The organism is Sporosarcina sp. G11-34, assembly GCF_026931025.1.
This window is the reverse complement of the sequence record NZ_JAHNZW010000016.1, coordinates 1-12,332: the sequence shown is the minus strand read 5'-3', so window position 1 is coordinate 12,332 and position 12,332 is coordinate 1. Positions and strand designations below refer to the sequence as shown.

The 12,332-nt window shown below is 41.9% G+C and carries 12 protein-coding genes and 1 riboswitch; all 12 genes read right to left on the bottom strand.

Going from position 1 to position 12,332, the window contains the following annotated elements:
• Positions 1–10 precede the first annotated feature (10 nt).
• Positions 11–126, bottom strand: a riboswitch (SAM riboswitch).
• 104 nt (positions 127–230) lie between these two features.
• Positions 231–896: a diphthine--ammonia ligase gene (locus tag KSU66_RS17950; protein ID WP_269052841.1), complete on the bottom strand. Its 666-nt coding sequence runs from the start codon at positions 894–896 to the stop codon at positions 231–233.
• Positions 893–1,888, bottom strand: a complete 996-nt coding sequence (locus KSU66_RS17945) for a GNAT family N-acetyltransferase (RefSeq protein ID WP_269052840.1) — start codon at positions 1,886–1,888, stop codon at positions 893–895. The genes KSU66_RS17950 and KSU66_RS17945 overlap by 4 nt, the downstream gene beginning before the upstream one ends.
• Positions 1,889–2,206: 318 nt before the next feature.
• Positions 2,207–2,350: a PCYCGC motif-containing (lipo)protein gene (locus tag KSU66_RS21470; RefSeq protein ID WP_443029005.1), complete on the bottom strand. Its 144-nt coding sequence runs from the start codon at positions 2,348–2,350 to the stop codon at positions 2,207–2,209.
• Positions 2,351–2,436: 86 nt separating this feature from the next.
• Complete coding sequence (locus KSU66_RS17935) at positions 2,437–3,816, bottom strand: GntP family permease (RefSeq protein ID WP_269052839.1); 1,380 nt, start codon at positions 3,814–3,816, stop codon at positions 2,437–2,439.
• Positions 3,817–3,881: 65 nt separating this feature from the next.
• Positions 3,882–4,895 (bottom strand): 4-hydroxythreonine-4-phosphate dehydrogenase PdxA, encoded by a 1,014-nt coding sequence (gene pdxA / locus KSU66_RS17930; protein WP_269052838.1) that lies wholly within the window; start codon positions 4,893–4,895, stop codon positions 3,882–3,884.
• A 1-nt stretch (position 4,896) separates the two neighbouring features.
• Positions 4,897–6,198, bottom strand: coding sequence for a four-carbon acid sugar kinase family protein (locus KSU66_RS17925; protein ID WP_269052837.1), 1,302 nt, complete (start codon positions 6,196–6,198; stop codon positions 4,897–4,899).
• An 8-nt stretch (positions 6,199–6,206) separates the two neighbouring features.
• On the bottom strand, positions 6,207–6,965 hold the full coding sequence (locus KSU66_RS17920; protein ID WP_269052836.1) for a DeoR/GlpR family DNA-binding transcription regulator: 759 nt from the start codon (positions 6,963–6,965) through the stop codon (positions 6,207–6,209).
• Positions 6,966–7,270: 305 nt separating this feature from the next.
• Entirely contained in the window at positions 7,271–8,656 is a 1,386-nt protein-coding gene (gene fumC, locus KSU66_RS17915) for a class II fumarate hydratase (RefSeq protein WP_269052835.1), read from the bottom strand.
• Positions 8,657–8,986: 330 nt separating this feature from the next.
• On the bottom strand, positions 8,987–9,562 hold the full coding sequence (locus KSU66_RS17910; RefSeq protein ID WP_269052834.1) for a nitroreductase family protein: 576 nt from the start codon (positions 9,560–9,562) through the stop codon (positions 8,987–8,989).
• A 155-nt stretch (positions 9,563–9,717) separates the two neighbouring features.
• Positions 9,718–11,010, bottom strand: coding sequence for an ABC transporter permease (locus KSU66_RS17905; RefSeq protein ID WP_269052833.1), 1,293 nt, complete (start codon positions 11,008–11,010; stop codon positions 9,718–9,720).
• On the bottom strand, positions 11,000–11,698 hold the full coding sequence (locus KSU66_RS17900; RefSeq protein ID WP_269052832.1) for an ABC transporter ATP-binding protein: 699 nt from the start codon (positions 11,696–11,698) through the stop codon (positions 11,000–11,002). The genes KSU66_RS17905 and KSU66_RS17900 overlap by 11 nt, the downstream gene beginning before the upstream one ends.
• A gap of 517 nt (positions 11,699–12,215) precedes the next feature.
• The coding region (locus tag KSU66_RS17895) for an IS3 family transposase (protein ID WP_269051522.1) at positions 12,216–12,332 on the bottom strand (117 nt) is incomplete at its 5' end.

Genomic DNA, 12,332 nt, shown 5'->3' with positions numbered 1-12,332 from the left:
GCGAACTTTCCTCTCATTTCCAACGCACTAAATACTTTGCTGGATTTGGCACCTTTTCAGTTAATATAAAACATGAATGGCTGCCGGGCATCATAGGGCCAGTCCCTCTGCCGCCCTTAATAAGAGGTTTTTATTAAAAGAATAATAACAATACTAATAGTATATTCGTTTGAATAGAAAGTCAATTAGTTTTAGTGGAAACTGCCGAAAAATGTTGAGAAATATATCCTTTACTTTTTTTCAACAAATCCAACATCCAAAAAGACATATCCATCTCTTTCATGTTCTCCTGAAAATACTAAAGGAATTCTTTCTTTGAAGATTGGTCCATCTACAACAACTGTATGAAATTCCCCGGATTCTCCGCAGGAATCGATGCCGAGCGCTTCAAGTTCGTCCATGAGTTCGATTGTGAATTTACGACCGATGAAGTGTGCCGGCATCATTTTTGTGTTGACGACAACAATATATGCTTCGAATCCAACGCCTATAAATTCCTCTAATATTTTCCGACGTGGCTCCATCCAAAGAGGATGCACGGCTTCCATACCGACTTCTGCACATGTTTTTCGAACCCATTCCAGATGATCTACGAGGTCGATATCCCCGAAGACACCGTGGTTAATGCCAGCATCCTTACATTCTTTCATGGCATCCAAAAACTGTTCTTGATAACCACCCCAGTCTGCACCACGAATCATTAGCGGAACACCGAGAACTTTGGCTTGTGCTTCAACGACTTCAAATGGAAGCGCGTGGGATTTCGAACGTTCTTTGTCATCTTCAAACATCGTCCATATTCTTTTTGGAATCGCACCTGATTTGGTTGCTCGGTAATAGGCCATCGCGGAATCTTTTCCGCCGCTCCATGACGCGACAAATGGTATGTTTTTCAATGGACACCATCCGCCCATGAAATCCGCGGATCGACCGTACGCACCATGCGAATCATATATGATTGGAACCCGCGTTTTGGCCAGAAATAAGAGGCGAGATGGTTTGGCGTGTGCCAATCTGCCATGACATATTCGTAACCATCCTCTTCGACTTCATTGAAACAGTAATCAGCGATTGCCTTGCCAATCCCTTTTCCACGCATGTCCGTATTTGTTGACGCGGCTGCTAAATGGACCGTGTTTTCCGGTGTCGCCAACGATCCATTAGATTCTGCTGGGTAATAGACATGGAACGCAGCTGGTATACCGTTTTGCTCGGCAATCCACATTTTCACTTCCGTATCCTCCGCAAGTTCTTCGTATTCAGCCCGTACTTTATCTAGCGATTCTTTTGTTATCGGACTCCATGCAGGCGCGGATGCTTGGTGGATGGAGTTCCAAGACGCCATTTTTTCAAGTATGGAAATATCATCTTCCGTCACCTGTCGGAAAGTCACTTTTGCTGTTCCATCACTTTTTGCTACATACGTTTCAAGTGGCAAAACCGCATACCGCTGATCAAAACGGAAAGATTGTTCCAGTAGTTCAAGAATAATTGGATCATTTCCAACAGGCGCGAACAAAACATGTTCAAAATAGCCATTTCGGATCCATTCAGCGCCAACTTCTGCATACATAAGCCGCACGAGACGCGGATGTTCGTCTTCTTTCATCGCAAGTGATGAATAGCCGACAGAAACATGACGTCCTTGCGTTGCGTTTTTCTTGAATTCATATAATAGATAGCCAATGACTTCATCACCCCGTAATGTAACGAGCCCGGATGTGAAAGGCTTATTCGTTTCTTCAATCAAAACGTTCGTCGCTTCTTCTGGATTTTCATATTTTTCCGGTAAAAATGGAAAACGTTTTCTTTCTTTCACATGCCTTGCCGCAAGCAGCTCCGCCATTTGCGGTATGTACTTTTCTTCAAATTGAACAAATCGAATCATCATCATCCCTCCATCCTTAGTTACTACAATTATACCATATGTTCTTCTATACTCATTATAGTTAACTGAATATTCATTGCCAACTTGCTAGAATTTTAGCGTATATCTGGCGAAAGGGCGGACATTACGCCCGATTGAGTGGAAATTATCGCGGAAAGGGATGACATTATGACGATTTGAGTGGACATCCGGAAAAAGGGCGGACATCCACACGGATTGAGTGGACAATAATGCAAAATGAGTGGACATTCTAGCGATTTGAGTGGACATCCACTTTACGAAATAAAAAAGCAGACACCCAAGTGTCTGCTTTCCTCTTTATGATGGCATCGGCGTATTTGTTGGTTCTGCGTAGCCTTCTTTGTATGTTTCATCAATTACATCACGAATTTCTTTCAATGAATCACCTTCATAAGATTTCGCTCCACATGCAGATAATAATAAAACAAGCTGTTTCTTCATCTTATCCACACCCCTCACAGTCTCTTGTCTCTTAATTTTAACAGACTTCCGAGTTTGAATTAATTACAATGCCGTGAACAATCTTGTTACCCGAAAAACTGATTGGCAATTAATAAAGAAACAAGTGAAACTCCCCATGCAAGTGTTGTTGGTACGGACCAAACAAGTATTTGTTCTTTCACATTCTTAATTCCAAGCATTCGGTTAACAACCCAGAATAAGCTATCGTTGAAATAAGAAAATATCATTGCACCAAGTGCCGCCGCTTGAGCAGCGAGAACCATATTCACTTCCATATTCACAAGAATCGGTGCCGAAATTGACGCAGCTGTAATCATTGCTACGGTTCCGCTCCCTTGAATAAGACGAACGAGTGTTGCAACGAAAAATGGAATAAGAATAGCTGGAAGTGGTAGGCTTGCGACTTGAGCCGCAATGTAATCACCCGCCCCGCTTTCACGTAGCACTTGCCCAAGTGCTCCACCCGCACCTGTTACGAGTAATATAATACCTGCCGTCGTCATTCCTTCTTCCATACGATCAAGTGCTTCTTCACGTCTCATTGGACCCGCAAGTGCATAAATGGCTGCAACCAAGCCAAGTCCTACTGCAATAATCGGTTTACCTAAGAAAAGGACGAAATCAATCCAACCGCCGCCAATATCCATTGCCACTAGCGTCGTGTTCAAGAAGATTAGGAAAATGGGTAATATAATTGGTAACGTTGAACGAAAAAGCGATGGTAATTCTTTATTGCGCTCGTCCGTAAGTTGGACAAATTCTTCGTAGGCGGTTTGTGTAGTAGGGCGAATGTATTCTGCACCATCCTCCTCTTCGCTCGGAAGCTGGTAAATTCGCTTACCAATCCATTGCGCATAGAGAACACCTACAATAATAATAGGTATAGATAGGATTAGACCCCATCCAATCATTAATCCGATATCAACACCGAAAATTCCTGCTACTCCAAGCGGACCCGGCGTAGGCGGTACTGCGTGGTGTGTTGCGACGAGTCCTATACCTAGAGCTATACCAAGTGTCACAACTGATTTCCCAGTCTTTCGTGAAAGCGCCTTCACCAAAGGGTTTAATATAACAAAAGCAGAGTCGACAAAAATCGGAATGGATACAATATATCCTGCAATCGCCATTGCCCATTCTTCTTTTTTCTTCCCGACAAACCGAATTAACGTGTAGGCAAGTCGCTCAGCCGCTCCAGAAACCTCCAAAATTCGACCCATCATAACACCGAAACCGATGACGATTCCGATAGATCCCAATGTTCCTCCAAAGCCCGCAGCTATCGTATCGGCCACTTTAACCGGTTCCATTCCACCGACAATTCCTGTTATAGACGCGGCGATAATTAAGGCTAAAAATGCATGTATCTTCGTTTTCAAAACGAGTAGAATTAGAACTACAACACCGATGACCAACCCTAAAACCATTTGTGCTTCATGTGACATGTTAACTTTCCCCCATTACGTTAAGAAATAGAAGGGGAATGGCTCCCCTTCTTCTTATGGATTTTTTACAATGACTCCCGTGTAAATTTCGGAGCATATTCTGCTGCAAGTTTAATACATTCTTCCATACTGATACTTGCCGCAATATTTTTCCAAGCAATATCGAATGCTGTTCCATGATCGACAGAAGTACGTAAGAACGGCAAGCCATTTGTAATTGAAATTGTACGATGGAAATCAGTCATTTTCGCTGCAATATGTCCTTGGTCATGATAAAGAGATAGCACCGCATCATACTTCCCGTTTAACGCTTGGAAGAAGACCGAATCCGCCGGAACTGGACCATATGCATCGATTCCGTCTTTTTTCGCAGCCTCGATACCAGGTGCAATTTCGTCCACTTCTTCCATTCCGAACAAACCGCCTTCACCGCTATGTGGGTTCAAACCCGCGACCGCAAGTTTACGGTTTTCAACTCCCAAACGTTGAAGCGCTACATCACAGCGATTCAAATAATCACGTACACGCTCTTTCGTCATTTGTCCAATAGCCTCTTTTAGAGAAACATGACGCGTCAAGAAGAAAATACGCATACCATTAACCTGGAACATTGTTAACGGATCGGGTGCTCCCCCTAAATCTTCCAACATTTCTGTATGTCCAATATAAGGAACCTTCGCCGCCTGCAATGATTCTTTGTTAATTGGTGTTGTTGCAAGTGCCGCCACTTCCCCAGCCATCGCAAGTGCTACAGACTTCTCGATATATTCGAATGCAGCTTTCCCGCACTGCGCTTGGACTTGTCCCGGTTCAAGCGTCTCAATATCGATATTATTCATATCCAATACGTCGACCGTACCGAATTCATATTTCCCTTCAGTTGGTGACGAAACAATGTTCACTTTCAAACCCGTTTCTGTTACCTCGATTGCTTTCTTGATTACATCCGCATCCCCAACGACGAGCGGGTTACACATATTGTAAATTTCTTCTTTTGCTAATGATTTAACTGTAATTTCAGGTCCTATTCCAGCAGCATCTCCCATTGGAATGGCAATAACTTTATGTTCTGTTGTCATATCAAACACTTCCTTCATGATTTTTTGTGCGCAAGTAATTTACACATGCATATATTGACTGTTCATTCCCGGCTGTTCCGCCTTTTGTCACTACAGGAATATCGTCGAATGCTCCACCGATAAATCTGCCGTACGCCGCGCGTGAAAATACTTCGTCTTCAAGTTGGATAGCTTCTGCCTTACTTTCTGCAAATAAAGCCGCCGTCACATCACCACCACTTGAAAATGTCCCATCAATTGTGACTTCAGCTTGCTTGACAACATTTAGCGTCACTTTCGCAAGGCCTGTTGTAATCCGTTTTGCAAGTATTTCTTCGGTCACATTTTCTTTCAAAGCAATTTCCGATAGTGACAAAACGGTAGACGCCGGAGAATGCGTTGTAATAATAAGTATTTCTTCGTCTTGCAACGCCGCCAATGCCTCCGCCGTGGCACGTTTTATTTCTTTCTCCCAATCGCCGCTCATCGTGGCTAACAAATTAGCGCTTACATAAACTGGTGAAGCATTTGTTTTATCAATCAAGTATTTTAGTTGTCGCCCAGTAAGTGATGTCACACTTCCAACCGTTACAATTAATTTACCTTTGCTTGCGTTATGCCTTTTTTTCACTTGCCCAAACGCTACCGATAAAGGACCCGGATCAACCGGAAAAAGTACACGCTCCTTAATCTCAGCCATCGATTCTGCGATATGTTCGATTTCTTCATTTGTAATTGCATCAAAGACAATAATCCGCTTTCCTTCTGCAATTAACGACTCAAGCTCGGGTACAATACATTCCTTGCCCTTCAAGACGGTTCCTAGACCAATATGACCGATTTCAAAATTACTTTGTTCGGCAATTACTGCGGGGATGTAGGAGTCTGTAATCGGATTGAGTGGATCCCTTGCAACATCTGTTTCCTGTACAGGCACATTATCGACTAACAAATAACCTCCCACTGTAATCCTTGTAGAATCGGGATAAGAGGCAACAACAATTGCTACACTGTCATTCCCCGTTACTTCCAGTAACGCATCGATTTCAGAGCCTATATTTCCACGAATCGTGCTATCAATGCGTTTTGCAACAATATCTGCACCCCAACTACGCAATTGATGATAAGTGTCTGTCACACGTTCTTTCGCAGTGTCTATGGGTACATAACGACTGTCAATATCCACACTAATTGATGTACACTTACTATTCGCGGGGACCTTTCCACCAAAAACGATCGTGGTGCTTATGAATCCGGCCTTTGCCAGACCTACGCCAGTTGCATTAGCTCCCGTTAAATCATCTGCTATAATTCCGATTTTCATGCTTACACCTACTTCGCTAGTAATATGTCCACATACTCTTCATATGTTTCGCTAAACTTTTCCGAAAGATTTGCATCTGTAATTATTGTGGTAATGTCTTCAAGATCACATACCTTTGAGAATGCTTTTTGATGAAACTTGGACGAATCAGCTACAAGAATAATTTGTTCAGCTGCTTTACACATATCCTTCTTTAGTGCGGCCTTCTCAATCGTCGTTGCTGTAATTCCAAGTGATGAATGAAGTGCGGGCGCACCAAGAAAAAATAAATCTACATGAAGAGAACGCAATGCCTCTGAAGTTAGCGCTCCATATAAAGATCCAACACCATTTTGAAGCCTTCCGCCAAGAAGGATAATTTCTAACTGACTATCCATCAATTCAGCCGCAATTTTAATATCATTGGTGATCACAGTCACTTTGTCGCGAACCTTCAGCAACCTTGCAATTTGAAGCGTCGTCGTTCCAGAATCCAGAAGAACAGTCATACCGTCTCGAACAAACGACATTGCTTCGCGTGCGATGGTTTGTTTCTCTAGAACCGCTTTTCCAGCCTTTGACTCGAATGTCTGTTCAACAATAAGACCTTGGGGAGCAATTGCCGCACCATGCGTACGTATTAATTTCTTTTGTTTCTCTAACACATCAAAATCACGACGAATTGTCATCGGGGTTACACCAAGCGTTTCAGATAGTTGAATTATTTCGACCTTACCATTCAGTTCAAGCATTTGAATAATGCGCTTTCTTCTTTCCCGTGGAGACATTATAAAAGCTCCTTTTTTTCAATGTGTATAAGCAACGTCGGTAATGTTCTAACCAAACATTATTATGTTACTTTCAAACAAACAAGTCAAGTAGATTAGTTTAAATTCATAAAAAAATGCAGGCACCCATTGGCACCTGCACTTTACTTATATTCGTTCAATTTCAATTACGCCTCGGCGTAATTGCGTCCAGATTTTGAATCGAGCTTGCTCGATTGACTCCCCAAAAAATCTGTGACATCCGCCGGAGGCTTTATCTTCATTCAGCAGGAGTTTGAACACTTGCTGAATGAAGATGAAATTCCTTATGAATTCCCGATCATTTTTGAAGGATCGACATACTCGTCAAACTGTTCTTCCGTTAATAAACCTGTTTTTAGTGCAGCTTCTTTCAGAGTTGATCCTGCCGCGTGAGCTGCTTTTGCAATTTTAGCTGCATTTTCGTAACCGATATGCGGGTTAAGTGCAGTAACGAGCATTAATGAGTTTTTCACGTGGTGATCAATTACTTCACGATTCGGTTCAATTCCTACCGCACAATTGTCGTTAAAGCTAATCATTGCATCGGCAAGTAGCGTAACCGACTGAAGGAAGTTATAGATAATAACTGGTTTGAATACGTTTAGCTCAAAGTTTCCTTGGCTTGCCGCAAAACCGATTGTTGTATCGTTCCCCATTACTTGTGCCACAACCATTGTAATTGCTTCACTTTGTGTCGGGTTCACTTTTCCTGGCATGATTGAGCTACCTGGTTCATTTTCTGGAATTGTAATTTCACCAATACCTGAACGTGGACCACTTGCCAACCAACGTACGTCGTTTGCAATCTTCATAATATCCGCTGAAAGTGCTTTAATCGCACCGTGAACGTAAACGACTTCGTCATAGCTTGTAAGTGAATGGAATTTGTTTTGTGCAGATGTGAATTCAATACCAACCGCTTTACTAATTTCTTCCGCTACACGGTCGCCGAATCCCGCAGGTGCGTTAAGGCCTGTACCTACTGCCGTTCCACCGATTGCAAGTTCTTTCATTGACTCCACGCTATCTACAATCATTTTCTCCGTTTTTTCAAGCATACGGTGCCAACCGCTAATTTCTTGGCCAAGTGTTAAAGGCGTTGCATCTTGTAAATGCGTACGTCCGATTTTGATGATATCCATAAATTCTTCGGACTTTTTACCGAATGTGTCTTTCAACAGACCAAGCGCTGGAACAAGTTGTTCTTCAACTGCAATTACGCCTGCAACATGCAATGCTGTTGGGAATGTATCGTTCGAACTTTGTGATTTATTGACATCATCGTTCGGGTGTAGACGATCTTCTTCGCCCCACTCTTCAAGGAGTTGGTTCCCACGATGAGCAAGTACTTCGTTCATGTTCATGTTTGACTGCGTGCCGCTTCCCGTTTGCCAAACAACAAGTGGGAAATGATCATCTAATTTACCTGCGATGACTTCTTCAGCTGCTGCAGAAATGGCTTTCATTTTTGCTTCAGAAATATTGCCGTGTGCATGACTTGCAATTGCTGCTGACTTTTTCAAATGTGCAAATGCACGCACGATACCAATCGGCATTTTTTCTCCGCCAATTTTAAAGTTTTGTTTACTGCGTTGTGTTTGTGCACCCCATAGTTTGTCTGCTGGTACTTTAATTTCACCAAATGTGTCATGTTCAATACGATAATCCATTCTTCATCCGCCTTTCATTTATGTATAATAAGATTCCCTACCATTATAGCATGCAACTACTTTTATTTAATTCCCCAATACCATATTACTTTCTTGCGGCAAATAAATAAATGAAAAGAACCGTTACACTACAGGTGAATATAATAATTCCAACCCCATTCACAAGCGCAAGCAAGGCGATAATTTTCGTTAAATGCTTACCTGAATACATATCCATCGATAAAGGACCGAAGGCGGTGAGTGACCCCAGTAGAAGAACAATCCAGAACTTATGTAACTTTTTTGGAAGTTCAATTTCTCTCTACTCTATTCATAATTACGATAGATTCATCACTTATCAATAATCGTAATAAGTTCCCGAATCCCTGTCCGAAGCCCAGCTGCAGGTACATGTTTTGGATAACCAATCATCAATGTCGCGACTACTTTTTCACCAGGGCTCGCACCGATTCCTTCTCTAAATACAGGATCATATACCCAATCATTCGTACGCCAAATCATCCCAATGCCTCTTTCCCAAGCCGCCAGTTGGAAGTTTTGAATCAATGAAGAAACAGCACCGTAATCCTCATCCCATCTTCTTTGGCGTGGATCTTCTGGCATAATTACTGCAAGATGGATGGGAATATCTCTGTAATATTGCGCTTTATTCTGCACTCTTTTTGTAACTTCTCCGTCAACTGTCGGTTGTGAATCGATATAAGCTTGAACAAACGTCTCTTTTCCCTCGTCCACGTATAACTGGAAACGCCACGGTTCCGTCAACTTATGGTTGGGTGCCCATTTCGCTACATTTAATAATTCTATAATTTCCTCGACATTAATTGGATCTTTTTTAAACGCTTTGATTGTCCTTCGGCTTATAATATTTCGTTCGACAGCATTCTTTCCTTCTAACTGACTCATCTAAATAGCCCCCTTATCCAATCTTCACCCGCTATCTATATACTATCACCAACTGATAGTCATTCTCAATTATAACAGTTCTTTACTATTGAATCGTTATAAATAATTAAAGGGCAACTGCCAATACATAGCAGTTACCCTTTAATTCTAGTATTTCATAACTCTTGTCTAAGTGCATTAATCACATCAATTTTTGTTGCTTTACGTGCCGGTCGCCATCCAGAAATCATTGCGACGCCAATGCTAATTACCGATGCAATGACAACAAGTTGCCACGGAATAACCGAAAACTTAACATCCAAGCTACCAAAGTCTTCTTCTCCAAGTGCCGACGAAACGATAATCGGCAACACAAAGTTCGAAATAATGCTTACACCATATGAAATAACGACTGCGATTACCGTTCCAAGAATACCAATCCATGCACTTTCCATCAAGAAGAGCCGCTGAATAAGTTTCGAATCTGCACCGATTGCTTTCATGACGCCAATTTCACGCGTACGCTCCGTTACAGCCATCGTCATCGTATTGAAAATCCCAATGGATGAAATTAAAATTGCAATTGTTCCAACAAATACAAGACCTGCTTTCAACGCCAAGAAGAAGACATCCAATTGCTCCAATTCGTCTGCTATAGAATAAACATAATACCCTTCACCTTTTAGTTTCTTTGAAACGGCTTTGACATTCTCTAGTTTATCCACATAGACATTTACGGTGCTATAAAGTAAAGGGTTGGATTCTCGATATTCTGCTTCCTTACTTGCGTAATGGATACGTTCAAGCTCCGTAACAATTGAATCATCTACATATACTTTTTGGTCCTGCACCCACTCTTTTGCAGGGTATTTCCCAATCCCGACAATGGTTAGAGGTATCTTTTCTTCGGAAAACTCTCCTTCAGTATCACCGATTTGGTATGAAAACTGTTCCCCTATTAAATCTCCTTCATAGGTTTTAATTTCACCTTCACTGTTCTCGTCTTGTTCAATCATTAAAAACTCTTTGAAATTGCTACCGACAACGACTTCATTCGCCTTTTCTGGCAAGCGCCCTTCTTCGAGTTCGAAACCGGCTTTCCCTTCTTCAATGAAATCCGTCACAACGAGATCATGATTGCCCGTAAAATCACCAAGTGAAGACTGCTGACTTGTCCCTGAATATAAATATTGTCGATTTACAACTGCTTTTACATGTTCTATCTTTTTTAGTTCCTCTACTTGTTCCCCTGGTTTTTCCGAATCTTCACCGCCATGAACTTCAACTTCAGTAACTAACCGGTTTGATAACACTGAATCTCGTACCGTTTCATGAAGTCCGAACCCAACAGATGCAAGCACAATCAGAAAAGCTGTCCCCATAGTTGCCGCAAGTACGGTCATAAAAACACGCAATCGATTTTTCTTAATATGTTGTCTTATGAAGTCAATCTGATCGTTAAATTGCATCGTGCATACCACCTTCCGAAAGTTCGCCATCGCGCATTCTGTATACACGGTCCGCCGTTTGGGCCACTTCGTCGTCATGTGTAATGATGACGAACGTTATACCGCGTGTTTTATTGAGCGACTGGATAAGTAACAGAACGTCCTGTTCCGTTTCCGAATCGAGACTTCCCGTTGGTTCATCCGCAAAAATGATTGGCGGATCGGTAATAAGCGCCCGCGCGATGCTGACTCGTTGTTGTTGGCCACCGGATAACTCATTCGGATAATGATCTTGCACCTCTGCAAGTCCTACACTTTTCATTAAATCTCTTACTTTTTTCCGGCGCTCCGATTTGTCAATTCCTTTTAATTTCAAAGGCAACTCGACGTTTTCAAATGCATTCAATCCAGGCATCAACTGAAAGTTTTGAAAGACAAAACCGTAATTATCCAGTCTGAACTTTGCACTTTCTACTTCGGTAAATGAAGACGTTTCTACACCGTTCACATGGATTTCTCCACTGTCCGGCGTCAAAAAACCTGCCATTATATGTAGTAGTGTTGATTTCCCCGAGCCGCTTCTTCCGACGATAGAGACGATTTCCCCATCCGCCACTTCAAACGTCAGTCCTTTCAACACAGGAATTCTTTTTTCCTTACCTTTTTTACCGATTTTGAATGAATGACTTAATTCTTTAACACTAATCATGTTTTCCCCTCCAACTTTCTTCTCTATCCTCATTATAGAAGTTGAATCTTAAGAAATGATTGGGATAACTATGAAGAATTTCTTAAGATAGTGTGGAACTGATGAATTGGCGAAACAAAACTAATCTCTAGCGAAGGGGGCTACTGGAGTAGTCGAGGGGGAAAGAGGAGGATTCCTTAATTCAACATATATGAGTTAATTTCATAATAGAAAATTTAGTGTTGAAATACGAACAAAGTTGATTTCCGCTTCGGGCGGACGCTTTCCGTGGGCACGGCTTCAATCTCCTCGTCACTGCGTTCCTGCGGGGCTTTCAGCTCGCGCTGTTCCCACTGGAGTCGCCGCCCTCCGCTCCAATCAGCGGAACACCTTCTATATTAATGAACAATAAAACTTAAAACCCATTGTCATTCGTATCTTCATTTGAAATAGGGAATTATGAAATCGACTCATATAGTAATTATCCTTAAAAAAAGAGCCCAGAACTGATGTGACCCCTTAAAGTTAGAGTTTTATATTAAGCAGCTTGTTGGCTGGTGTGAAGACGGTATTGTACCGGACTCATGCCCGCCAATTTCTGTTTGATTCGTTTGTTATTATAGTAATGAATATACAATTCGATATCACTTTTTAG

Coding starts and splice junctions, on each gene's coding strand:
- KSU66_RS17945 (WP_269052840.1), bottom strand. CDS start 1,888: ATGATTCGATTTGTTCAATTTGAAGAAAAGTACATACCGCAAATGGCG.
- fumC (WP_269052835.1), bottom strand. CDS start 8,656: ATGGATTATCGTATTGAACATGACACATTTGGTGAAATTAAAGTACCA.
- KSU66_RS17925 (WP_269052837.1), bottom strand. CDS start 6,198: ATGAAAATCGGAATTATAGCAGATGATTTAACGGGAGCTAATGCAACT.
- KSU66_RS17905 (WP_269052833.1), bottom strand. CDS start 11,010: ATGCAATTTAACGATCAGATTGACTTCATAAGACAACATATTAAGAAA.
- pdxA (WP_269052838.1), bottom strand. CDS start 4,895: ATGACAACAGAACATAAAGTTATTGCCATTCCAATGGGAGATGCTGCT.
- KSU66_RS17920 (WP_269052836.1), bottom strand. CDS start 6,965: ATGTCTCCACGGGAAAGAAGAAAGCGCATTATTCAAATGCTTGAACTG.
- KSU66_RS17910 (WP_269052834.1), bottom strand. CDS start 9,562: ATGAGTCAGTTAGAAGGAAAGAATGCTGTCGAACGAAATATTATAAGC.
- KSU66_RS17900 (WP_269052832.1), bottom strand. CDS start 11,698: ATGATTAGTGTTAAAGAATTAAGTCATTCATTCAAAATCGGTAAAAAA.
- KSU66_RS17935 (WP_269052839.1), bottom strand. CDS start 3,816: ATGTCACATGAAGCACAAATGGTTTTAGGGTTGGTCATCGGTGTTGTA.
- KSU66_RS21470 (WP_443029005.1), bottom strand. CDS start 2,350: ATGAAGAAACAGCTTGTTTTATTATTATCTGCATGTGGAGCGAAATCT.